The sequence below is a fragment of the Pseudomonas sp. Pse79 genome, from assembly GCF_024519615.1.
Lineage (GTDB): Bacteria > Pseudomonadota > Gammaproteobacteria > Pseudomonadales > Pseudomonadaceae > Aquipseudomonas > Aquipseudomonas veronii.
The window spans coordinates 59,102-80,731 of the sequence record NZ_JALJRR010000018.1 but is presented as its reverse complement, the minus strand read 5'-3'; the positions used below and the strand labels follow the sequence as shown (position 1 = coordinate 80,731).

Sequence of the window (21,630 nt, the reverse complement as noted above, 5' to 3'; positions counted from 1 at the left end):
CGACGCAGCCTCCCGATAGAATGTGGACCAATGTGCGGTATTTCAGTTAACTGCGTTTTTTAGATAGCCCCTGCGACTTTCTCATTTGCCCCACTCCCCCGCCCGTGGCCTGATTCGCCCTTGTTCACTCAAGGCAGGCCCATGGAAAACGTTCACGCAAAACCCACCACCGCCGTATGGCTGATGATCAGCGTCGTGCTGGTCGCGCTTAACCTGCGCCCGTCGATGGCGGCCGTAGGGCCGTTGTTAGCGTCGATTCGCGGCGAGGTGCCGTTGAGTTTCAGCAGCGCGGCGCTGCTGACCATGTTGCCGGTCATGGCCATGGGCCTGGCGATGTTTTTCGGCATGGGCCTGGCCAAGCGCTTCGGCGAACATCGCAGCATTGCGGTGTCGCTGCTGGTGATCGGCGTGGCGACGCTGTCGCGGTTGTTCCTCGATTCGGCGCTGGAGTTGATCGTCAGCGCCATCGCTGCGGGGGTCGGCATCGCGATGATCCAGGCGGTGATGCCGGCGCTGATCAAGTCGCGCTTCAGCGCTGACGTTTCATTGTTCATGGGCTTGTACGTCACGGCGATCATGGGCGGCGCGGCGCTGGCGGCGTCGTTCTCCCCGTTCGTGCTGGTGCAGACCGGTAGCTGGCGCATCGGCCTGGCGATCTGGGCGGGGCTGGCCGTGCTCGCCCTGGTGTGCTGGTCCGCCCAGCGTGCGGCGCTGCCGGTTCTGCCCCAGGCAGGTTCTGACAAGCAGGAAGGATTTTTCGGCAACGGCCGCGCCTGGTTGCTAGCGATCTTTTTTGGCCTCGGTACAGCCTCCTACACCTGCGTACTGGCGTGGCTGGCGCCGTACTACGTAGAACAAGGCTGGAGCGAACAGCATGCCGGTTTGCTCCTGGGTTTCCTCACCGCGATGGAAGTCATCTCGGGCCTGGTCACCCCCGCCCTCGCCAACCGCCGCCGGGATAAACGCGGAGTGTTGGCCGTGTTGCTGGTGCTGATCATCCTCGGGTTCTGCGGCCTGATCCTCGCGCCCCAACACCTGAGCCTGCTGTGGCCCTGCCTGCTCGGCCTGGGCATCGGCGGCCTGTTCCCGATGAGTTTGATCCTGTCCCTCGACCACCTCGACCACCCGCGCCGCGCCGGTAGCCTGACGGCGTTCGTGCAAGGCATCGGTTACCTGATTGCCGGCCTGTCGCCACTGATCGCCGGGATGATCCGCGATCAGTTGGGCAGTTTCGAATGGGCATGGTGGTCGCTGGCGGCGGTGATCGGGGTGATGCTGCTGATCGTCACGCGCTTCAATCCGAAGCATTACGCAGACCACATCCGCTGACGTCGTGTTGCAAACACTTTTTGTCCCACGCACAACACTGAAATACCCTACAGAGCTTTCTATTGGCACTCCCGTTCCGTTAAGCTTTTGCCCTTGTCGCGCGCTGCCACAGTGCCAAGGCTTACCGGATGGAATGGATGCTAAACAGTAACTTGCTCAGAAAGCTCGATATGCAGGATTTGATGGTGTTTATCGCCGTCTACGACCAGAGCAGCGTTACCGAGGTGTCAGAAACGCTGTTCGTCAGCCAGTCGACCGTGAGCTACAGCTTGAAGAAGCTGCGCACCAGCTTCGAGGATGAGCTGTTCATCAACACGCGGGCGGGTATGCGTCCGACGTACAAGGCCAGCACCATGTACGGCCATGTGCAGAAAATCCTCGAAAGCATCAACCTGTGCCACGCCGGTGGCCAAGCTTTTGACCCCACCCAGAAAGCCGTGACCTTCAACGTGTGCGCCCCGGAGTATTTCGAGCAACTGATCCTGCCGCGCCTGTTGAAACACTTCGACCGCGCGAACCTGCCGGTGATCGTCAATGTGCGCAAGCTGGAAACCGAGATCCCTGCCGACGACCTGCGCGAAGGCCGCCTCGACCTGGTGATTTGCTTTGGCCCGCACTTTCACCGCGCGCATAAAGACTTCAAGACCCAGATGTTGCTGGAAGATGATCTGGTGTGTGTCTTCGACAAGCGTGCGGCGCCCCGCGAGGCGGCGTTCAGCCTGCAGTCGTTCGTCGAGCGGCGCCACGTGTTTCCCACGCCGTGGACCTCCGACACCAACATGGTCGACGGCTGGCTGGCGCGTCAGGCCCACAAGCGCCAGGTGGTCGCACGGGCCAACAGCTATGGCGCGGCGTTGAAGATGATCACCGGCACCGACTTCATCGTGACCCTGCCCCGCCGCGTCCACAAACTGCTGGCCCCGGCGTCGGTGTTCGGCCACTGCGAGGCGCCCCACGGGTTGCCGGGGTTCACCCTGGATATGCAGTGGAACGAAACCAGTGAACAGGACAGCGCCAATACCTGGTTCAGGGAGCAGGTGGTCAAAGTCTGCGCTGAACAGGGATTACTCTGACCTTACGCATCGACGGTTGTGGTGGAAGGAAGCGCTTAGCCGATCGCGACCTTACTGTAGGAATCGCGATCGATATCCAGCAATTCGACACTCAGTTGCACCTGCACACCTTCCGGCCATGGCCCAAGTTCCTGCACCACGGCCAGCAGGCTTTCTGACAGCTGCTTCTTGACCTGCGCCGAGCGTCCACTGAGCAACGCCAGGCGCACGGCGACAAAACCCCGCGGGTTCATGCCGGTACCCACGCGAAAACTCTCGACCTTGAGTGAACGGCTCTTGATATCCAGCTCGGCGCCAAACTGACCGGAGGCCACCAATGCATGGTTCAGACGCAACAGGGCCTTGTCGGTGTCCAGTTGCGTCAGGTTGGCGGTGTATTCCAGGTGCAGGTGTGGCATGGGAGTCTCCGAAGTATCGATAGGAAGATTCCTAGATATACCACGGATAAAAGCATCAGACCTTTTTCGCCAGCCCACGGTCGCTCATGAACGCCTCCAGCCGCGAACGCACCCAGCGCTCGGCCGGATCGGTGTCCACATGGCTGAGCCAGACCATGGACAGATCCAGGGTCGGCGTCTCGAATGGGTAGGGCTCACAAAACAGATTGCCCGACAGCGTCATGGCTTCGGCGGTGTAGTCCGGCAGGCTGGCGATCAGGTCGGTGCCGGCCAGCAGCGCCGGCAGCGCGCTGTATTGCGGCACCGACAGCACCACATGGCGCTTGCGCCCGATTTCCGCCAGCCACTCATCGGCAAACCCGGATACGTTGGCGGTGTGGGACACCAGCACATGGGGCCGCGCACAATATTCATCGAGGGTCAGCGGCCGGTCGGACGCGTCGGCGCGCAGCAAGCGCGGGTGGATATGGCGCAGCAACTTGCGCTTGGCATTCGCCGGCAGGCCACGGGTCTGGGTGATGCCGACGGTGATATCACCGGATGCCAGCAGATCGGGAATCCGCCAGTAATCCACATGCTGCACCACGAACACCACCATCGGCGCTTCCTGGCGCAAGGCGCGCAACAACGGCGGCAACAGGCCGAACTCGACGTCATCGGACAGGCCGATCCGGAAGGTCATGGTGCTGACGGACGGGTCGAAATCGTGGGTCAGGCTCAGGGCCGATGAAAGAGAGTCCAGGGCCGGCGACAGGTGCCGGATGATTTCCTCGGCCCGCGCGGTAGGTTCCATGCGGTGGCCGACGCGAATGAACAGCGGATCATTGAACAAGGTGCGTAACCGGTTGAGCGCCGAACTGATGGTCGGCTGGCCGAGAAACAACTTCTCCGCCACCCGCGTCACATTGCGCTCGAGCATCAGTGCCTCGAAGACCACCATCAGGTTGATGTCGGCCTTGCGTAATTCATTGCGATTCATCGGCACCTGCCCTTTCCCCACGACAAGCCGCAGTTTAGAAAGCCCGAGGGGCTGCGTCTATGCGCGCACTGTTCATTGGGCGGCTTTACGACTATATATTCAGCTCTTCACGGTCGCAGGAACACTATCGTGCTGGTTATTCTCGCCGCGGCCTTCCTCCTGGCCGGGTTCTGCATCTGGGTCATCCAGTTTATCGCGCACCCCACCGCCCGCACGTTGTTGCGGGTATTCGTCGGCTTGTGCCTGGCGGCGGTGGTGGCGTACCTGGTATTGGCGTCGGGTTATCCTATTTCGTTGCTGGTCTCATAACGACCCGAGGGGCCGGCGCCTGTTCCTGGCCCTGGCGCAAACGCAGCGCGGCCAACGCCGCGACCACCAGCACCACGGCAATCACCTTCAGGCCATTCATCGCGTTGCCGGTACTCATCTCAATCATGCCCATCACCGACGGCCCGACAAACCCGCCCAACAGCCCGCAGGCATTGACGAAACCCAGCCCGCCCGCCAAGGCGACGCCCTTGAGACGCGAGGCCGGGTAGAGGAACACAATCGACTGCACCACAAAAAACATCACTGCCGACAGACAAAAGCCCAGCAGGCTGAACACCGGCCCCGACACCGACGCGATGCCCAACCCCAGCGCCATGGTCAGCAACCCGCTGATCAACAGGCGCCGCGCGCGGGTGGGTGTGGTCGCAAAACGCGGCAGCCACACTGCGCCCAAGGCGGCGGCGATCCAGGGCAGCGAGGTCAGCAACCCCACGCTCATGGTGCTCAATTCACCGTATTTGCTGATGATGCTCGGCAGGAAAAAGATCACCGTGTAGACCGTGATCTGATGGCAAAAATACACAAAGATCGCCAGCAGGATCTGCGGGGTCAGCCAGTTTTTCAACGCGTGGCCGCCCTCCCCGGCGCCTTCCTCGGTTTCCTGGGCAATGCGCTGTTCGATACCCTGCGCTTCCGCCGCCGTCAGCCACGGCGCCTGGCTCGGGCGGTCCGGCAACTTGCGCCACACCACCCAGGCGAACGCCACCGCCGGCAAGCCTTCGAGCAGGAACATCCACTGCCAGCCATGCCAGCCGAGCAGCCCGTCCAGGCGCATCAACGCTGCGCCCACCGGGCCACCGATGATGTTGGCAAAGCACACGCCGAGCAGGAAATAGCCGGTGGCCCGTGCGCGTTGTTCGCGGTTGAACCAGTAGGTCAGATAGAGCATGACCCCGGGAAACAGGCCCGCTTCGGCGATGCCCAGCAGCAGGCGCAATACGTAGAACGAGGTCTCGCCCTGCACAAACGCCATGGCCGCCGAGATCAGGCCCCAGGTCACCATGATCCGCGCGATCCAGAAGCGCGCGCCGACTTTGTGCATGATCAGGTTGCTGGGGATTTCCGACAGTGCATACGTGAGGAAGAACAAGCCCGCGCCCAGCCCGTAGGCCGCGGCGGAGATGCCCAGGTCGACGTCCAGGTGGTGCTTGGCCAGGGCGATGTTGGTGCGGTCCAGAAAGCTCAGGATGTAGGCGATGATCAACAAGGGCATCAACTTGGCGAACATCAATTTGTTCAGCACCTGCGGTTCGCGGGCCTGGGTGGCGGTAGTCATCGGGCAGTTCCTCCTGGCGCCCCGCCAGCGCGGCTGGGGGGCGCATCAATGTTGTTCTAGGGTTCGAGTTGCACAACCAACGCCTGCGGGCGATGGGAAAACACTTGCAGCAGCGCGCCGCCCAGGGCGCAGCCGGCCATCACGAAAAAGCACACGGTGTAGCCATGCAGCGTGGTCCAGCCGCCGCCCATCGCGATCAGGCTGCCCATCAACACCGGCGCCAGGCCGCCGCCGATGAACATCGCGGTGGTGATGATGCCGTTGGCCGTGGAGGTGGCCGACGGCTCGGCCGAGTCGCAGGCCACCGCGTAGTAGATCGGCCAGACCGCATTGGCGACCAGGCCGAACAGCAACTGCACGACGATGATCAGGGTCAGGGTGCTGGCGAAGTAGAACGCGCCGACACTGGCGGCCATCCACAGCCCGCAGATGATCAGGGTGGTACGGCGGCCGATGATGTCCGACAACGACGGCCACACCAGTTGCCCGAGAATCCCGGTCAGGGTGAACACCACGCTCATCCCCGCCGACTGCGCCAGCGACAGCCCGACGATGTTGTAGAGGTAGGCCGGCAACACGATATTCACGCCCATGTACACCACCTGCGTGAGCAGGGTGTTCCCCGCCGTCAGCGCGATATTGCGGTTGCGCAGGGTGGCGACAAAGGTGCGCCAGGCGTCGCCCTTGATCTGGCTGGCCGGGGCATTGTCCGGTGGCGTCATGCCTTTGGCGGCGATGTCGACGTACAGCGCGGTGATGCGTTCGGCCGTGGAATACCGCGCCCAGAAGATCATCAGCGGCAAGGCCATCACGAAGGCGAAGAAGAACACGTAGCGCCAGTTGTCCTCGCCGAAGGTGCTGATCACAAAGCTGGCGACGATGCCGCTGAGCATCGCGCCGATCGGGTAACCGGTGTGGTGCGCGCCAAGGGCAAAACCGCGGCGTTCCACCGGCCACCATTCGGCGGTGTTGCTCACGCCCACCGGTTCGCCCCAGCCCGCGCCGAGGTTGACCCCAACACGCAGGGCGATAAACGTCGCGAGGTTACCGCTCAACGCCTTGAACCCGGACAGAAACGAGATCGCCGTGTAGCCCAGCACCAACGGCACCTGGAACCGCGCGCGCTTCCAGCCACCGCCGTAGCGGTCGCTCCACATCGAACCCGGGATATCCAACAGGGCCAGGGCGAGCATGATCACCGTGGCCACGGTGCCCCACTGATCGGCGGACAAATCGAAATGCTTGGAGATGGTCGGCCCCAGGCGCAATACGATCTCACGGTCGTAGGCGTTGAGAATCCAGATCATCCAGCAAACCAGCAGCGACACCCAGGAATGCCGGTGAATGCTGCGCAGCGACGCTTTTTTTAAAGTTGCCATGGGCCTCTCCAGGCGCGCGAGGGCGCGCACTGACACAAGGTTGCGAAGGAATGTTGCTGATCGAACACACGCGCTAGCTGGCGAACCGTCGCTCGGCTATTCCTTGCACGCCCAACCCGGTAATGGCGAACAGCGCGCCGCGCTGCTGGCCGTCGTGCGGAAAACGCGGCAGCGGCGGCTTGGCCATGGAGGTCACAAACAGGGTGTCGAGGTTCGGCCCGCCGAAGGTCAGGCTGGTGACCTTCTTCACCGGCATTTGGATGATCCGGTCGACGTGGCCATCGGGGGTGTAGCGCACCAGCTTCCCGGCATAGACCAGGGCCTGCCACAGGCAACCTTCGGCGTCCACGGTGCAACCGTCCGCGGCGCCGCCACCCGAGGTGTCGACCTTGGCGAAGGTGCGCCGGTTGCTGACATTGCCGCTGGCGAGGTCGTAGTCATAGGCCCAGATCTCGCCCGACCAGGTGTCGCAAAAGTACAAGGTGTCCCCGGACGGGCTCCAGCACGGGCCATTGGAGACGATGATGCCTTCGTCCAGGGTGTGCAGGCGCAGGTCCGGGTCCAGGCGGTAGAGTCTGGCGCTGGCGCGGTCTTCCTGGGTGTCCATGGAACCGAAGACAAAGCGGCCCTGGCGGTCGACCTTGCCGTCGTTGAGACGGTTGTTCGGCAGGTGCGGTTCAGGGTCTTCGATCAGCGCCAGTTCGCCATTGGCCAGGTCCAGAGTGTGTACGCCATTCTGCAGGGCGACGATGGCCGCCGCGCCGTTGTGGCGCAGGGCCATGGAGCCGATTTTCTGGCCCACGTCCCAGGCACGCAGTTCGCGGCCGTCGTCGGTGCAACGCAGGATGCGGCCGTCGGCGCTGTCGATCCAATACAGCCGCTGTTGTTCGACGTCCCACACCGGGCCTTCGCCCAGGGTGGTCTTGACGTCCACAAGCACTTCGATACGCATGGTGTGATCCCCTTATTGTTGTTGTGCGGGATTCGGGCCGCGCCAGCACGCGGCCGTGTCGTCGGTTAGAAATTGACCTGGTCGCGCCCCTTGAGCCCGAGGATGTCCCGCGCTTCATCCGGCGTGGCGACGCGATGGCCGAGGGCTTCGATCACGCTGCGAATGCGCCGTACCTGATCGGCGTTCGAAGCGGCCAATTTGCCCGGCCCGTCCCACAACGAATCTTCCAGGCCGACCCGGGCATGGCTGCCCATGGACAGGCCCATGGTCGCCAGCGGAATTTGCCCACGCCCGGCACCGAGGATCGACCACACATAATCGTCGCCAAACAGGCGATCGGCGGTACGACGCATGTGTGCCAGGTCTTCCGGGTGCCCGCCGATGCCGCCGCGCAGGCCGAACACCGATTGGATGAACAGCGGCGGCTTGAGCAGGCCACGTTCCAGGAAGTGCGCGGCGGTGTAGAGGTGGCCGATGTCGTAGCACTCGATCTCAAAACGGGTGCGGTTCTCGGCGCAGGAATTGAGGATGTGGGCAATGTCGCGGAAGGTGTTGCGAAAGATCCGGTCGTCACTCTCTTCCAGGTATGGACGCTCCCAGTCGTGCTTGAACTCGGTAAAGCGGTTGAGCATTTCGTACAGGCCGAAGTTCATCGAGCCCATGTTCAGCGAGGCCAATTCCGGCTTGAACTGCATCACCGGCTGTAGGCGTTCTTCCACGCCCATGGTCGGCGCGCCGCCGGTGGTGATGTTGATCACCACGTCGCTGGCGGCCTTGATCTGCGGCAGGAATTCAGCAAACAACGCCGGGTCCTGGCTGGGGCGGCCGTCGTTGGGGTCACGGGCATGCAGGTGAACAATCGCCGCGCCGGCTTCGGCGGCGCCGATGGCGGCGGCGGCAATTTCCTCGGCAGTGATGGGCAAATGCGGCGACATCGACGGCGTATGGATGGCACCGGTCACGGCACAGGTAATGATCACAGGACGTTTTTTGGACATGACGATTCTCCGACTTTTATTCTTATGAAAAAAATCCTGGGTACAACTCGAGGTTCTTCCTTGGCGACTGGCGCCGCGTCCTACAGGTACTCGACGTTACCGTCGACACTGATCGCCTGGCCGGTCACGTTGCGGGCGGCGGGCGAACAGAGGAACAGCGCCATGGCCGCGACGTCTTCGGCGGTGACCATGCGCTTGAGGGAAATTTTGTTGAGGTATTCCTGGCGCATCTCGGGTTCGGGTACGCCGACCTGCTCGGCACGGGCGCGAATCACCGCGTCCATGCGCGGGCCTTCGACGATGCCGGGCAGCAAGGCATTGACGCGGATGTCACTCTCGCCCAACTCCGAGGCCAGGGATTTCATCAGGCCGACAATCGCCCACTTCGTCGCCGCATACGGCGTGCGCCACGCGTAGCCCAGACGCCCGGCCACCGAGGCGATATGCAACAGATGGCCGTGGGACGATTGCTTGAGCATCGGCACCGCATGGTGGGCAAAACGGTATTGCGCAGTCAGGTTGATGTTGATGGTGGCTTGCCATTCGGCGTCGCTGATCGCGTCGATACCGCCAGTGGGGCCGGCGATGCCAGCGTTGTTGACCAGCACGTCGAGGCCGCCGAAATGCTCGCGCTGCACCTCGAACACCGCCGCGATCTGCGCGGCATCACTGACATCGGCGCGGGTGGCGACGCTGCCTGGGTATTTGTCGCGAAACGCCGCCAGGGCCGGTTCGCTGACATCACACACATGCACCTGGGCACCGGCTTCAAGGTACGCCGCAGCCAACACTTCACCGATGCCGGCAGCCCCGCCGGAAATCAATACACGTAACCCAGGATAGGGCTGTAGCCGCTGTAGGACACTCATGCACGTTTACCTCCTGAAGCAGACGACCGCGAACGGTCGTTCTTGACGAGCAGGCGCGCCAGGGAATCGGCGGCCTGCATGATGTCATCGGTCACCGCCGCCCGTGCGCCAGCGCCGTCGCGGGCGGCCAGGGCTTCGACGATGCGCGTATGCGCCTCCATCGAGCGTTGCAGGTGAGCTTTATCGGGGGCGACCAGGGCAAAGCACGGCCCCATGTGCAGCCAGAAATTCTCCACGGCGGCCATGGTCAGTTCGGCCTGGGCCACTGCGTAAATCCGGCGGTGGAAGGCGAAGTTGGTCCACAGGTAGCGCGACACATCGACTTCGTCGGCGGCGTGCTGCATTTGCTGGCACAGGTCGGTGATTTCGTCGAGGTCGGTTTTTTTCAGGAGCAATACCGCCTTCTCGGCCAGCAAGCCTTCCAGAGCAACCCGCGCATCGCGGATTTCGCGCAGGCGCTCGACCGTCATCATGCGGACCCGCAGACGCGAGGTTTCGGTGACTTCAAAGGCGTTTTCGGCGCTGAGGCGTTGCAGGGCTTCGCGCACCGGCATCGGGCTGGAGCCGAGCGCTTCGGCCAGGCCACGGATGGTGAGTTTCTGGCCAGGCTGGAAACGGCCACTCATCAACGCTTCGCGGATCTGGCGGTAGACCTGGTCTTGCAAGGTATCGCGGGACACCTGGCGCAGGGTGGGCAGGAGGAGCGGACCATCTGTCATGAGGCAAACCTGTGTTGTGGTTCTTATGCCTCCAATATGTGATCACAAATCAAATATGTCAAATAGTTTGCCTATTCCCGAGAAACGCCCGTTGCACATGTGGGAGCGGGCATGCCCGCCCCCACCGATCACGCATCAGGGTTTCAGCGGAATTTCCCGATCCCGCTCCGAAAGCTCCGTGCCGTCGTCGGGATGCTTCCAGGTCTGCGGCTTTTCTTCCTCCAATTGCCGCCTGCGTCTCTCCTGCTCCCGTTCGTCCCGCTGTTTCTGTTCGTCAGTCATAGGCACCCCCGACCGTAAGAATTGGTTACGCCTGCAAGCATAGAACAAGGACGCCACCGTGGGCCTGCACTGACCACTGATAATCAAAACGCATCAATAGATCAAAAATATTCACTTATCATTTCTAAATGTGTCAGCCACTATCCTTGGCCTTAAGCGAAACAAGCACTTTAAAAAGAACGCTGGAGACACAAAAGCATGACTAGCCCTACCCGCCCCGACTCTGCCCGTTCGAAAATTGGTGCGGTTTTCCGCGTTACTTCGGGCAACTTCCTCGAACAGTTCGACTTCTTCCTGTTCGGCTTCTACGCCACCTACATCGCTGCCGCATTCTTCCCCGCCGCTAATGAGTTTGCGTCATTAATGATGACCTTTGCCGTGTTCGGCGCGGGCTTCCTGATGCGTCCGTTGGGTGCGGTCATCCTGGGTGCCTACATCGACGATGTGGGGCGGCGCAAAGGGTTGATCGTGACGCTGTCGATCATGGCCAGCGGTACGCTGCTGATCGTGCTGGTGCCGGGTTATCACACCATTGGCCTGTGGGCTCCGGCGCTGGTGTTGCTCGGCCGTCTGCTACAAGGCTTCTCGGCCGGTGCGGAACTGGGCGGGGTGTCGGTGTACCTCGCTGAAATGGCCACCCCCGGCCGCAAAGGTTTCTACACCAGCTGGCAGTCGGGCAGCCAACAGATCTCCATCGTGGTCGCCGCTGCGCTGGGCTATGGCCTGAACGTGTGGATGCAGCCGTCGGTCGTGGCCGACTGGGGCTGGCGCATTCCGTTCGCCGTCGGTTGCGTGATCATTCCGTTCATCTTTGTGCTGCGGCGCAACCTTGAGGAAACCGAAGAGTTCGCCAACCGCAAACATCGCCCGAGCATGCGTGAAGTGCTGGCGACCCTGGCGAAAAACTGGTCCGTGGTCATCGGCGGCATGTTGATGGTGGCCATGACCACCACCGCGTTCTACCTGATCACCGTGTATGCGCCGACCTTCGGCAAGACCGTGCTGCAACTGACCACGTCCGATGCGTTGCTGGTGACCCTGTTGGTGGCGATCTCGAACTTTGTCTGGCTGCCCATCGGCGGCAGCCTGAGCGACCGCTTCGGGCGCAAACCGGTGCTGGTCGCGATGACCGCGCTGACGGTGCTCACGGCTTATCCGGCGCTGTCCTACGTGGTAAACGCTGCGAGCTTTGCGCATATGCTGGAAACCCTGCTGTGGTTCTCCTTCCTGTACGGCATGTACAACGGCGCGATGATCCCGGCGCTGACCGAAATCATGCCGGTGGAAGTGCGCGTGGCGGGCTTCTCCCTGGCCTATAGCCTGGCGACTGCGGTCTTCGGCGGTTTCACTCCGGCGATCTCCACCTGGTTCATTCACATCACCGACGACAAAGCCTCGCCGGCCTACTGGTTGATGTTCGCCGCCCTGTGCGCCCTGTGCTCGACCCTCGCGCTGTATCACCGCGCCAATACCCGCGGGCAGGTCATGCAAGAGGCGGCGCAATGAAAGCGCTGTCGCAAACCCTGACGGCCCTGGCCCTCGGTGCCCTGGCACTGACGGCCCAGGCCGAACAACTCAAGGTGATGACCTCCGGTGGCTTCACCGCTGCCTACAAGCTGCTGGGCCCGCAATATGCCCAGCGCAGCGGCGACACCCTCGACACCGTCCTCGGCCCGTCCATGGGCAAGGCGCCGGAAGCGATTCCCAACCGCCTGGCCCGTGGCGAACACGCGGATGTGGTGATCATGGTCGGCTACGCCCTGGATGAGCTGATCAAACAGGGCAAGGTCGACAAAGCGTCCCGCGTGGAACTGGCGGATTCGCGGATCGGCCTGGTGGTGAAAGCCGGCGCGGCCAAACCGGCCATCGGCACCGATGCCGAACTCAAAGCGGTGTTGCTCAAGGCCAAGTCCGTGGCGTATTCGGACAGCGCCAGCGGCGTGTATGTCGAGAAGGAACTGTTCAAGAAACTCGGCATGCCGGCCAAGGGCACCATGATCGAACGCATCCCCGTGGCCGAACAGGTCGCCAAGGGTGACTACGAGGTGGGCTTGCAGCAGGTGGCGGAACTGTTACCGGTGCCGGGGGTGACTTACGTCGGCAAGATCCCTGAAGACGTGCAATCGGTGACGCGCTTCGCCGCGGGTATTCCGGTCAACGCCGAACACCCGGCGCAGGCCAGGGCGCTGCTGCACTACCTGGCCTCGCCCGAGGCGCAACCAGTGGTGCAATCCACCGGCCTGGACTCGGTGTCACGCTGACCGAAACGGCAGCTCCCGCACCAACCGCTCCAACTCCAGCGCCGCCGGCGGCAACGTCCGCCCGCGGCGCTTGATCAAGCCCACATTGCGCATCACCTGCGGTTCCACCAGCGGCACACTCAGCAGGATCGGGTGTTCAGTGCCCGGCATGGCAATCGACGGCACCATCGCCACACCCAGCCCCGCCTCGACCAAGCCGATCATGGTGGTCACGTGGTGCGTCTCGCAGATACTCGGCTTTTTCACCCGCACGCCGCGCAGGGCCTGGTCCAGCAGAAAACGGTTGCCCGAGGTTTTGTCCACCGTGATGTAGTCATGCTCGTAGGCCTCGGCCCAGCTCACGCTGGCGCGCTCGGCCAGCGGGTGATCGCGGCGGCAGGCCAGCACATAACGCTCCTGAAACAGCAACTCGAACTCCACCTCATCGGCCAGGCTGCCGCTGAAACTCACGCCGAAATCCGCCTCGCCGCTTTCCACCGCATTGCACACCTCGCCGGCACTGGCATCCAGCACCCGCAGGCGAATCTTGGGGTAGAGCTTGTGGAATGCCGAGATCACGTGAGGCATGAAGTAATACGCGGTGGACGGCACACACGCGATGGTCACATCGCCCATCCGCGTGGAGGCGACGTTGCTGATGCCCATCAGCGCGATGTCGAGGTCGTCGAGGATACGCTCGACCTGCGGCAGGAAGGCGCGCCCGACCATGGTCAGGCTGACGCGGCGCGTGGTGCGCTCGAACAGCTTCACGTCGAGGGCGGTTTCGAGCTTTTCGATGCGCCGGCTGAGCGCCGGCTGCGAGATCCGGATGGCATCGGCGGCGCCGCGAAAACTACCTTTGTCTACTACGGCGCGAAAGGCTTGGAGGTCGTTGAGGTCGAAGTTGATGATCACGGTAGGAAGCCAGTGGGAATCGGGATGGAGGGCATTATCGTATGGCAGGTGACGGGGCGCCATGTGCGTAAGGACCGGCGCCCGGATACGCCAGGTTGTCAGCATGAAACTGCGCAGTATGGCGCGTTTCGACGGCCTGCGAACCTGTCAGGAATGACAGTACCGCTGGTCTAGCGCAGTGTTGACGACGGGCTGGCGCGGGGCTTTTATTAAGCATGTCGCACTGCGTCGGTGCGCAGTAGGACATCAGGGTTTAGAGGATACGAACAATGAGCGACAGACAGAACGGCACGGTGAAGTGGTTCAACGATGAAAAAGGCTATGGGTTCATCACTCCGGATAGCGGGGCTGACCTGTTCGTACACTTCAGGGCGATTGAGGGCACTGGATTCAAATCATTGAAAGAAGGGCAGAAAGTCAGCTTCGAAACGGTAAAAGGGGAAAAAGGCATGCAGGCGGACAAAGTCCAATTGATCAGCTGATAAGCCTGCGACTCACCGCGTCACCCCGCCCACCCTGGGCCATGTATTGCACTGAAAATGGAGAACGGCCATGTCCAGAAAGACTCCACAGACTGCAATCTTCATCAGCAGCGAAACTGCCGCCCACGATGCACAGGACGTTTTCTTTCGCAGCAGCACCGCCCAGGGTGGTCGGGTGCTGCGCGAAGGGCAAACCGTCACCTACGAATTGGAACGGGGGCCGGGGGGCGAGTGGCAAGCGGTCAATATCAGGATCGTGGAAGAACCGACGCTGAATTAGCGCCATCCTGCGCGCCGCCACTCGCGGCGCACTTCACTACAGCTGAAAGCGTGCCACCGCCTCGTTCAGTGCGACCGCCAGTTGCGCCAGTTCCCGGCTCGCGCCGTTGATCTGCCCGGCGCCGGAAGACGATTGCGCCGACAAGTCGCGAATGTTGACGATGTTGCGATCGACTTCCTTGGCGACCTGGGCCTGCTCCTCGGCGGCGCTGGCGATGACCAGGTTGCGCTGGTGAATCTGATCGATGGAATCGGTGATCTGACTCAAGGCACCGCCGGCGCCTTCCGCCAACGCCAGGGTGTCGGTGGCGCGTGCGGTGCTCGACTGCATCGAGGTCAGTGCGTGGTCGGAACCCGCGCGCATGGCGCTGACCATCTGGTCGATTTCCAGGGTCGATTGCTGGGTGCGGTGCGCCAGGGCGCGCACTTCGTCGGCCACGACCGCAAAACCGCGTCCGGACTCCCCGGCCCGCGCCGCTTCGATGGCGGCATTGAGCGCCAGCAGGTTGGTCTGCTCGGCGATGGAGCGAATCACGTCGAGTACCTTGCCGATATCCCGCGATTGCTCGGCGAGGTGTTGCACCAGGGTCGAGGTCTCGCCGATGTTGCTGCTCAGGGCTTGAATCGCGCTGACCGTTTCGCCCACGCGATGCTGGCCTTCGCGCGCCGTTTCATTGGACACCCGCGTGGACTCGGAGGTGGACACCGCGTTGCGCGCCACCTCGTCAGCTGCGGAAGTCATCTCATTGACGGCAGTGGCGGCCAGCTCGATTTCCGCGGTCTGCTTTTGCAGGCTGCGGCTGCTTTGATCGGTGATGCCGTTCAGGTCGGTAGCGGACGACGCCAACTGCCCGGCCGACTGGCGAATCAGTTGCAAGGTGCCGCGCAGGCTGGCTTGCATACTCTGCAGCGCCACGAGCAGGCGGGTCACTTCGTCGTCGCCGGTCACTGCCACCGTTTCGGTCAGGTCGCCACGGGCGACGTTTTCCGCGGCCCGCACCGCATGGCTCAGCGGGCCGACGATGCTGCGTGTCAGCAGCCAGGCCAGCGCCACGGTACTCAAGGCGGCCAGGAGCACAAAGCCGAAGACCATCGTGCGCGAACGGCCATACTGCGCCTCGGCCGCCTGCCCCTGTTGGTTGATCTGCGCGTTGTAGTAGTCGGCCAATGCGTTGAGCTGGGCACCGGAGCCATCGACCACGGTTTTCATATCCACCAACAGCAACTTGTTGAGCTCAGCCCCCTGTTGCTGGTCGGCCAGCGCAAACGAGCGGGTCAGCCCTTGCTGGTATTGGCGCAACGAGACCTGGAACTGCTCATACAACGCGCGCACTTCGGCGCTGTCGATCACGGCCTCGAGGTCGGCCAGCTTTTTACTCAGGTCCTGGCTGCGCGTGTCCATCTGGCTGCGGTATTGCGGGATGCTTGCCGGGTTCGGGTCCAGCGCCATGCGCAAAGAGATGGTCCGAATGCGCAACATAATCTCGCGGATATCCGAGACCAGACGCATTTTAGGCACCAGCCCACGCTCGACCTGGACCGCACTTTCACGAATGCTGGCCATGTTCGAGAGCGCAAAAAAACCGAGTACGGCCACCAGCAAAGCAATCAGGGCAAAACCCAGACCCGCGCGACGGGCGATGGACAGGCTACGTAAGGACATTTTTCGAGGCTCTTTTATTAGTGATCAGATGTCATACAAGAGCATTTCGGCCGCCAGGATCAGGACTTTAGAGACGTCATCCATTTCCCCGCGTGCGCCTGCGACCAGTCATGCAGGATTACAGGGAGATTTGCGTATGCGGAAAAATCCCTGCACGGGAAAGAACCTGATCTCTCCATCTGAAACGAAAAAGCCTGCAGAACGCTCGGTTCAGCAGGCTTTTCGCTGCGGGCATCGGTTAACCGCCCTCAAGCGCACCCGCACGGGGTTGACGCTCGAACCGCGACTTCACACGCCTTGTCGATCCATCGACTACTGACAAGTCCCACCTTTGTGGTGCGACCCCGTGCCCCCGACCGGATGTGTCCCCTTCGGACACGCCGCGGCAAAAAACGGGCTACACGCCAACACCACCAAAACCCCGACCAATAACAGCTTCTTCATACCATCCTCCGTGATCGTCACGACATATGATGGCATAAAGATATCACACCTCCACAAAACCGATACTCGGTTACTTCGCCCAAGCCTGCGGGCCACTGAAGAACGCCTGCGCATTGCTGTCCAACGTCTCCAGGTGATACCCGCCCTCCTGCACGATCACACAGGGCAACCCCAGGCCGCGGATGCGCTCACCCAAGCGCGCAAACCCGTCCCGCGTCACCGCGACTTTGCTTTGCGGGTCCAGTTCATAGATATCGAAGCCCAGGGAGAGCACCAGCACATCCGCAGAAAAGTCCTTCAGCGCCTTGAGGGCCAGTTCGAGTTGTTCAAAGAACACCGCCTCGCTGGCACCGTGGGGCATCGGCAGGTTGAGGTTGAAACCTTCGCCGGCCGCGTTGCCGCGCTCGTCGGCAAAACCGGCGACAGCCGGGTAGAAGTTGGTCGGGTCGCCGTGGATCGACACGTAGAGCACGTCGTCGCGGTCGTAGAAAATCTCCTGAATGCCTTGGCCGTGATGCATATCGGTATCCAGCACCGCGACGCGCTGGAAGCCTTCGCGCAACACCTGCGCCGCCACCGCGGCATTGTTGATGTAGCAGAAGCCGCCCGCCGCATCGAAGCGTGCGTGATGACCGGGGGGGCGACACAGCGCGTAGGCGGCGGGCGCGCCATCGAGGACGGCCTTGGCGGCAGCGACGGCGCTTTGGGCCGACCAATAGGCCGAGCGCCAGGTCCGTTCGCCGACCGGGCAACTGCCATCCGCCAGGTAGCGTGCGGCTTGGGCGAGGATGCCGCGCAGGGCGTTGGGTTCACGCACGAAGATGTTGGACATGACTTCGTCGCCCCACTCTTCAGGGATTTCCTTCCAGCGCGGGTAAGCCTCCTGAAGGAAGGTCAGGTAGGGCGCAGCGTGTACCGCCAGCAGCGGCTCAAGGCCGTGGTCCTCGGGTGACACAATCTCAAACCCCAGGGTTTGCGCGGCCCGCAGCAGGTTGCGGGCGCGCTCGGGGACTTCCTGCGGCGTTCGCATCTGGCCACGGGAGTAGTAGCTGCGCGGATGATGCAGGAGTTGTTCGGGGTGGAAGAACGTTTGCATGGGAATCTCCTGAGTGAACACGCTGTCGGTGGGCGCTGGCTTGCCTGCGGCCCGGCAGGTCGTCTTCAGTCGTCCTGAATGAGGCGGTCAGTTGGCTTGGCCGGCACGTTTCAACACGGCGTTGAGTAAAACATCGGCGCCCTGGCGCACGTCCTCGGGCAGTACGTCTTCGGCTTCGTTGTGGCTGAGGCCGCCGACGCAGGGGATGAAGATCATCGCCGTCGGGCAATAGCGTGCGAGGTGGATGGCGTCGTGACCGGCGCCGCTGACGATGGGCTGCTGGCTGTAACCCAGGGCGTCCACCGCGGCTTGCACGCAGGCCACGCATTCGGCGTCGAACGGCGTCGCTGGGCTGACCCAGTGAGGGCTGATGGTGACGCTCAGGCCGCGCTTCTGCGCGATGGCCTGCAAGCGCGCCCTGACCTGCTGCTCCATCGCCTCAATGTCGGCGTCGCGGTGATGGCGCAGGTCGACGGTGAAGGTCAGCAAACCGGGAATGGTGTTGCGCGAAGACTTGGCAATGCTCAACTCGCCGACGGTGGTGAGGCCCTGGGGGGCGAAATCCATGGCGAGGCATTCCAGGGCCTGGATCATTTTCGCGGCGCCATACAGCGCGTCCTTGCGCAGCGGCATCGGTGTGGTGCCAGCATGCGCGGCCAGCCCTTCGACCCGCACATCGAGCCAGCGAATCGCCTGGCCGCCGCTGACCACGCCGATGCTCTTGGCGTGGTCCTCAAGGATCGGGCCTTGCTCGATATGGGCTTCGAAATACGCATCCACCGCCCCGCCCAGGGCACGCTCGCCGTGGCAGCCGATTGTGCGCAAGGCGTCGGCCACGCTGATGCCGTCGGCATCGGTGGTGGCCAGGGCTTGGTCCAGCGCCAAGGTACCGGTGAACACGGCGGAGCCGAGCATGGCGGGGGTGAAACGGGCGCCCTCCTCGTTCGTCCATACCGCGATTTCCAGCGGCTTGCAGGTCTGGATGCCATGGTCGTCGAGGCTGCGCATCACCTCCAGGCCGGCCAGCACGCCGTAGACACCGTCAAAGCGGCCGCCTTCCGGCTGGGTGTCGAGGTGACTGCCGATCATCACCGGCGCGGCGTCCTTATCCGTACCGGCACGCCGGGCGAACAGGTTGCCGATGGCGTCCATGCTCAAGGTCAGCCCGGCGGCCTTGCACCAGTGGCTGAACAGCTCGCGACCGGCGTGGTCTTCGGCGCTCAACGCCAGGCGGCAACTGCCGCCGCGCGCGGTCGCGCCGACTTCGGCCATGGCCATCAGGCTGGCCCATAAACGCTCACCCTTAATCTTCAACATTGCACCCGCTCCATTAAACACCAGGGGCCATTTCCAGACGGTGGGCAGTGGCGTGGCGGCGCGACAAGGCCAATACGCTCACCAGCGAGACCGCCGCGATCAGGCTGTAAAACACTGCCATCGGCCACCATTGGCCTTGGTATTCGTGGGCCAGCCAGGTGCCGATCAACGGCGTCAGGCCACCGGCCAGCGCACCGCACACCTGATAGGCCAGGGAAATCGCGGTGTAGCGCACGCGGGTTTCAAACAGGCCACTGACAAAGCCCGCGATCACCGCATAAAACGAGGCCATGCAGACCACCGCCAGGGCGATGCCGAGGATGATCAACGGCGCCTCACCGCTGCTGACCAGCACGAACATCGGGTAAGGCGACGCCATCGCCAGCACTGTCATCGCGCAGAGGAAACGCGTGGCGCCGACCTTCTCCGCGACCCAGGCCGCCAGGGGCTGTACGCAGAACTGGATGATGGCGACGACGAACAGGCACTCCAAAATCAACGAGCGCGGTAGGCCCAGTTGCTGAGTGCTGTAGGCAATCATAAAAGTGTTGGTGAAATACACGCCGGCGATACCCAGGGTGTTGGCACCGATGCACAGCAGCAGCGGGCGCCAGGCGGTCTTCAGCACCTCGATCACCGGGGCCTGGTCCGGCTTGAGCGCCCGTGCCTTTTCGGCCAAGGCTTTGTCTTCGAGGAACTCAGGCGACTCGTTCACCCCCAGGCGAATCGCCAGGCCAACGATCAACAGCAAGGCGCTGGCCAGGAACGGCAGACGCCAGCCCCAACTGAGCAGGTCTTCTTCGGGCAAACGGGTCACCGCGCTGAACGCCAGCAGCGACAGAATCAGCCCCGCCGGGCTGCCCAACTGAGCAAAGGAGGCAAAGAAATTGCGGCGGCCCTTTGGCGCATGCTCGCCGGCCATCAACACCGCCCCGCCCCACTCGCCACCGACGGCGATGCCCTGCACGATGCGCAACAGCACCAGCAGGACCGGCGCCGCGACGCCGATCTGTGCGTAGCTCGGCAACAACCCGATGCACACCGTGACCACGCCCATCATGACCAGAGTGATCACCAGCGACTTCTTGCGGCCGATGCGATCGCCGATATGCCCGAACACAATGCCGCCCAACGGCCGCGCGAAAAAGCCTACGGCAAAGGTGCCGAACGCGGCCATGGTGCTGAACAATTTATCTTCGGAAGGGAAAAACAGCTGACCGAACACCAACGCGGCGGCGGTGGCGTAGATATAAAAATCGTACCACTCGATCATGGTGCCGATGAAAGCGGCGGCCGCAGCACGGCGAGGCTGGGGCGAAGCGGAAGGCTTCATGGGGCGGGCTCCTTTGGTTATTTTTTTGGCAGGAGAAAGGTCGAACGCATGCGCTCTGATGGCGCTTGTTGAGGGTGATTTATCGTCGCGGGGCTATGATTAGTCAATTTTCTATTTATTATTCCAATTATAAATCCTGCTTATTATTGAGCCGCGCCATGCCCGAAACCCGTCGCGATATTCACCCGCTGCTCAACGACCGCCTGGACTGGAACCTGCTGCGCACCTTCCGCGTCATTGGCCAGGAACTGAGCATCAGCCGCGCCGCCGCACGCCTGCACCTGACTCAGCCGGCCATCAGCCAGGCCCTCAAACGCCTGGAAGAACAACTCGACTGCCAACTCATCGCCCGCCGTGGCCCGCGCTTCGTACTGACCGAGGCCGGCGAACAGATCTTCGCCATCGCTGGCGAGATGTACGGCCAGGTCTCGCAGATGAGCAACGCCCTGCAAAAACCCGGCGATGAAGTGATCGGCAAAGTGCGCCTGCTGATGATCAGCCGCATCAACTCCAACACCTTCGATGAGTTCCTGGCCGAGTTTCACCGCGAACACCCGCGGGTCGACCTGGAGGTCGAGGTAATGCGCAGCTCCGACATCGTCGCCGCTCTGCTGGAGAAAACCGCCACCCTGGGCCTGAGCCTCAACCGCCGGCCACAGCCGCGCCTGGAACAACATCTGTTCCTGCACCAGCGCTATGGTTTTTTCTGCGGCAAACACCACCCACTGTTCGGCCGCAGCGGCTTGGCCGAAGGGGACTTGCAGTCGGAAAACTTCGTCAGTTTTACCAGCGACCAGATCGGCGGGATGCTCTCGCCGTTGACCATATTCCGCGATCAGCAGGGGTTCAGCGGGCGGATCGTGGCGTCGTCATCCAGCCTGGAAGAAGTGCGCCGCCTGGTCATCGCCGGGTTTGGCCTGGGCTGCCTGCCGATTCATGTGGTGGCGGAGGATGTGCAGAACGGACTGCTCTGGCGATTACCGCCGGATGAGGGGATTGCGGATGTGGATATCCATGTGTTGTGGCATCGGGAGCAGAAGATGAGTCGCGCAGAAACGGTGTTTATCGACAGTCTGTTGGCTCGTCTGGCGCGGTAGCCGAATGTATTCAGCGATTTATCAGACGGTTCTCTCAGGCGAACTCAATAGGGCCTTGGCTTGTTCATCCTGGACTTCGGCGAACTTTGTAAACTCTTTCCTCGTCAACTAAAGTTCAGCTCGTTGAAAACATTGTTTTTGCTTCGCCAATTAATGACACCTGTCACACCGGCCAGGCCG

Annotated in this window: 22 protein-coding genes and 1 pseudogene; 8 read left to right on the top strand and 15 right to left on the bottom strand. The window is 62.4% G+C overall.

Features of this window, described 5'->3' with window-relative positions:
• Window positions 1-141: 141 nt before the first annotated feature.
• Entirely contained in the window at window positions 142-1,329 is a 1,188-nt protein-coding gene (locus tag NR164_RS21465) for a cyanate transporter (protein ID WP_046384346.1), read from the top strand.
• A gap of 137 nt (window positions 1,330-1,466) precedes the next feature.
• Complete coding sequence (locus tag NR164_RS21460; RefSeq protein ID WP_032804835.1) at window positions 1,467-2,402, top strand: LysR family transcriptional regulator; 936 nt, start codon at window positions 1,467-1,469, stop codon at window positions 2,400-2,402.
• Window positions 2,403-2,437: 35 nt separating this feature from the next.
• Here the strand turns inward: NR164_RS21460 and NR164_RS21455 are convergent, their stop codons facing one another.
• The gene (locus NR164_RS21455) at window positions 2,438-2,800 is read right to left on the bottom strand and encodes a 5-carboxymethyl-2-hydroxymuconate Delta-isomerase (RefSeq protein ID WP_017848726.1); all 363 of its coding nucleotides are present in this window, start codon (window positions 2,798-2,800) and stop codon (window positions 2,438-2,440) included.
• Window positions 2,801-2,855: 55 nt separating this feature from the next.
• Window positions 2,856-3,779 carry a LysR substrate-binding domain-containing protein gene (locus NR164_RS21450; protein WP_046384347.1) on the bottom strand — a complete coding sequence of 308 codons (924 nt, stop codon included), beginning with the start codon at window positions 3,777-3,779 and terminating at the stop codon, window positions 2,856-2,858.
• Between the two features lie 129 nt (window positions 3,780-3,908).
• Here NR164_RS21450 and NR164_RS30625 point away from each other — a divergent pair, with 129 nt between their 5' ends.
• The gene (locus NR164_RS30625; protein WP_017848724.1) at window positions 3,909-4,088 is read left to right on the top strand and encodes a hypothetical protein; all 180 of its coding nucleotides are present in this window, start codon (window positions 3,909-3,911) and stop codon (window positions 4,086-4,088) included.
• Here NR164_RS30625 and NR164_RS21440 read toward each other — a convergent pair.
• The 7 genes from NR164_RS21440 to NR164_RS21410 form a co-directional block, all read right to left on the bottom strand.
• Window positions 4,066-5,385 (bottom strand): MFS transporter, encoded by a 1,320-nt coding sequence (locus NR164_RS21440; RefSeq protein ID WP_017848723.1) that lies wholly within the window; start codon window positions 5,383-5,385, stop codon window positions 4,066-4,068. The genes NR164_RS30625 and NR164_RS21440 overlap by 23 nt on opposite strands.
• A 56-nt stretch (window positions 5,386-5,441) precedes the next feature.
• Window positions 5,442-6,764, bottom strand: coding sequence for an MFS transporter (locus tag NR164_RS21435; RefSeq protein WP_256823239.1), 1,323 nt, complete (start codon window positions 6,762-6,764; stop codon window positions 5,442-5,444).
• Between the two features lie 73 nt (window positions 6,765-6,837).
• Window positions 6,838-7,716, bottom strand: a complete 879-nt coding sequence (locus NR164_RS21430) for an SMP-30/gluconolactonase/LRE family protein (protein WP_256823238.1) — start codon at window positions 7,714-7,716, stop codon at window positions 6,838-6,840.
• Between the two features lie 65 nt (window positions 7,717-7,781).
• On the bottom strand, window positions 7,782-8,714 hold the full coding sequence (locus NR164_RS21425) for a 3-keto-5-aminohexanoate cleavage protein (protein ID WP_017848720.1): 933 nt from the start codon (window positions 8,712-8,714) through the stop codon (window positions 7,782-7,784).
• A gap of 80 nt (window positions 8,715-8,794) precedes the next feature.
• Entirely contained in the window at window positions 8,795-9,583 is a 789-nt protein-coding gene (locus tag NR164_RS21420; RefSeq protein WP_026140238.1) for an SDR family oxidoreductase, read from the bottom strand.
• A complete protein-coding gene (locus tag NR164_RS21415) occupies window positions 9,580-10,302 on the bottom strand; it encodes a GntR family transcriptional regulator (protein ID WP_046384352.1) in 723 nt (240 codons plus the stop codon). The genes NR164_RS21420 and NR164_RS21415 overlap by 4 nt, the downstream gene beginning before the upstream one ends.
• A gap of 135 nt (window positions 10,303-10,437) precedes the next feature.
• Window positions 10,438-10,584, bottom strand: coding sequence for a hypothetical protein (locus NR164_RS21410; RefSeq protein ID WP_017848717.1), 147 nt, complete (start codon window positions 10,582-10,584; stop codon window positions 10,438-10,440).
• A gap of 198 nt (window positions 10,585-10,782) precedes the next feature.
• On the opposite strand from NR164_RS21410, the gene NR164_RS21405 reads away from it, so the two are divergent.
• Together NR164_RS21405 and NR164_RS21400 are read left to right on the top strand one after the other, a co-directional pair.
• Window positions 10,783-12,090 (top strand): MFS transporter, encoded by a 1,308-nt coding sequence (locus tag NR164_RS21405; RefSeq protein ID WP_134939598.1) that lies wholly within the window; start codon window positions 10,783-10,785, stop codon window positions 12,088-12,090.
• Complete coding sequence (locus NR164_RS21400; RefSeq protein ID WP_193041003.1) at window positions 12,087-12,845, top strand: substrate-binding domain-containing protein; 759 nt, start codon at window positions 12,087-12,089, stop codon at window positions 12,843-12,845. Before NR164_RS21405 ends, NR164_RS21400 begins: the two co-directional genes overlap by 4 nt.
• Here the strand turns inward: NR164_RS21400 and NR164_RS21395 are convergent.
• Window positions 12,837-13,739: a LysR family transcriptional regulator gene (locus NR164_RS21395; RefSeq protein WP_017848714.1), complete on the bottom strand. Its 903-nt coding sequence runs from the start codon at window positions 13,737-13,739 to the stop codon at window positions 12,837-12,839. The genes NR164_RS21400 and NR164_RS21395 overlap by 9 nt on opposite strands.
• 269 nt (window positions 13,740-14,008) lie before the next feature.
• On the opposite strand from NR164_RS21395, the gene NR164_RS21390 reads away from it, so the two are divergent.
• Together NR164_RS21390 and NR164_RS21385 are read left to right on the top strand one after the other, a co-directional pair.
• Window positions 14,009-14,221 (top strand): cold-shock protein, encoded by a 213-nt coding sequence (locus NR164_RS21390; protein WP_017848713.1) that lies wholly within the window; start codon window positions 14,009-14,011, stop codon window positions 14,219-14,221.
• Between the two features lie 70 nt (window positions 14,222-14,291).
• On the top strand, window positions 14,292-14,501 hold the full coding sequence (locus tag NR164_RS21385) for a cold-shock protein (protein ID WP_017848712.1): 210 nt from the start codon (window positions 14,292-14,294) through the stop codon (window positions 14,499-14,501).
• A gap of 36 nt (window positions 14,502-14,537) precedes the next feature.
• Here NR164_RS21385 and NR164_RS30620 read toward each other — a convergent pair whose 3' ends face one another.
• The 5 genes and pseudogenes from NR164_RS30620 to NR164_RS21365 all read right to left on the bottom strand — a co-directional run bounded on the left by NR164_RS30620 (window position 14,538) and on the right by NR164_RS21365 (window position 20,353).
• On the bottom strand, window positions 14,538-15,401 hold the full coding sequence (locus NR164_RS30620) for a methyl-accepting chemotaxis protein (protein WP_370737569.1): 864 nt from the start codon (window positions 15,399-15,401) through the stop codon (window positions 14,538-14,540).
• Window positions 15,396-16,163, bottom strand: a pseudogene (locus NR164_RS30615) (MCP four helix bundle domain-containing protein); the annotation flags it as partial. The gene NR164_RS30620 and the pseudogene NR164_RS30615, both read right to left, overlap by 6 nt.
• 514 nt (window positions 16,164-16,677) lie before the next feature.
• Complete coding sequence (locus NR164_RS21375) at window positions 16,678-17,703, bottom strand: histone deacetylase family protein (RefSeq protein ID WP_017848710.1); 1,026 nt, start codon at window positions 17,701-17,703, stop codon at window positions 16,678-16,680.
• 87 nt (window positions 17,704-17,790) lie between these two features.
• Window positions 17,791-19,020 carry a Zn-dependent hydrolase gene (locus NR164_RS21370; protein ID WP_256823237.1) on the bottom strand — a complete coding sequence of 410 codons (1,230 nt, stop codon included), beginning with the start codon at window positions 19,018-19,020 and terminating at the stop codon, window positions 17,791-17,793.
• Between the two features lie 13 nt (window positions 19,021-19,033).
• Window positions 19,034-20,353, bottom strand: coding sequence for an MFS transporter (locus tag NR164_RS21365; RefSeq protein WP_046384359.1), 1,320 nt, complete (start codon window positions 20,351-20,353; stop codon window positions 19,034-19,036).
• 158 nt (window positions 20,354-20,511) lie between these two features.
• On the opposite strand from NR164_RS21365, the gene NR164_RS21360 reads away from it, so the two are divergent.
• Complete coding sequence (locus NR164_RS21360) at window positions 20,512-21,450, top strand: LysR family transcriptional regulator (RefSeq protein ID WP_017848707.1); 939 nt, start codon at window positions 20,512-20,514, stop codon at window positions 21,448-21,450.
• Window positions 21,451-21,630 lie beyond the last annotated feature (180 nt).

Coding starts and splice junctions, on each gene's coding strand:
- NR164_RS21455 (WP_017848726.1), bottom strand. CDS start 2,800: ATGCCACACCTGCACCTGGAATACACCGCCAACCTGACGCAACTGGAC.
- NR164_RS21440 (WP_017848723.1), bottom strand. CDS start 5,385: ATGACTACCGCCACCCAGGCCCGCGAACCGCAGGTGCTGAACAAATTG.
- NR164_RS21460 (WP_032804835.1), top strand. CDS start 1,467: ATGCTAAACAGTAACTTGCTCAGAAAGCTCGATATGCAGGATTTGATG.
- NR164_RS21430 (WP_256823238.1), bottom strand. CDS start 7,716: ATGCGTATCGAAGTGCTTGTGGACGTCAAGACCACCCTGGGCGAAGGC.
- NR164_RS21390 (WP_017848713.1), top strand. CDS start 14,009: ATGAGCGACAGACAGAACGGCACGGTGAAGTGGTTCAACGATGAAAAA.
- NR164_RS21425 (WP_017848720.1), bottom strand. CDS start 8,714: ATGTCCAAAAAACGTCCTGTGATCATTACCTGTGCCGTGACCGGTGCC.
- NR164_RS21410 (WP_017848717.1), bottom strand. CDS start 10,584: ATGACTGACGAACAGAAACAGCGGGACGAACGGGAGCAGGAGAGACGC.
- NR164_RS21420 (WP_026140238.1), bottom strand. CDS start 9,583: ATGAGTGTCCTACAGCGGCTACAGCCCTATCCTGGGTTACGTGTATTG.
- NR164_RS21450 (WP_046384347.1), bottom strand. CDS start 3,779: ATGAATCGCAATGAATTACGCAAGGCCGACATCAACCTGATGGTGGTC.
- NR164_RS21370 (WP_256823237.1), bottom strand. CDS start 19,020: ATGTTGAAGATTAAGGGTGAGCGTTTATGGGCCAGCCTGATGGCCATG.
- NR164_RS21415 (WP_046384352.1), bottom strand. CDS start 10,302: ATGACAGATGGTCCGCTCCTCCTGCCCACCCTGCGCCAGGTGTCCCGC.
- NR164_RS21365 (WP_046384359.1), bottom strand. CDS start 20,353: ATGAAGCCTTCCGCTTCGCCCCAGCCTCGCCGTGCTGCGGCCGCCGCT.
- NR164_RS21405 (WP_134939598.1), top strand. CDS start 10,783: ATGACTAGCCCTACCCGCCCCGACTCTGCCCGTTCGAAAATTGGTGCG.
- NR164_RS21465 (WP_046384346.1), top strand. CDS start 142: ATGGAAAACGTTCACGCAAAACCCACCACCGCCGTATGGCTGATGATC.
- NR164_RS21375 (WP_017848710.1), bottom strand. CDS start 17,703: ATGCAAACGTTCTTCCACCCCGAACAACTCCTGCATCATCCGCGCAGC.
- NR164_RS21385 (WP_017848712.1), top strand. CDS start 14,292: ATGTCCAGAAAGACTCCACAGACTGCAATCTTCATCAGCAGCGAAACT.
- NR164_RS21435 (WP_256823239.1), bottom strand. CDS start 6,764: ATGGCAACTTTAAAAAAAGCGTCGCTGCGCAGCATTCACCGGCATTCC.
- NR164_RS30620 (WP_370737569.1), bottom strand. CDS start 15,401: ATGCAAGCCAGCCTGCGCGGCACCTTGCAACTGATTCGCCAGTCGGCC.
- NR164_RS21400 (WP_193041003.1), top strand. CDS start 12,087: ATGAAAGCGCTGTCGCAAACCCTGACGGCCCTGGCCCTCGGTGCCCTG.
- NR164_RS21360 (WP_017848707.1), top strand. CDS start 20,512: ATGCCCGAAACCCGTCGCGATATTCACCCGCTGCTCAACGACCGCCTG.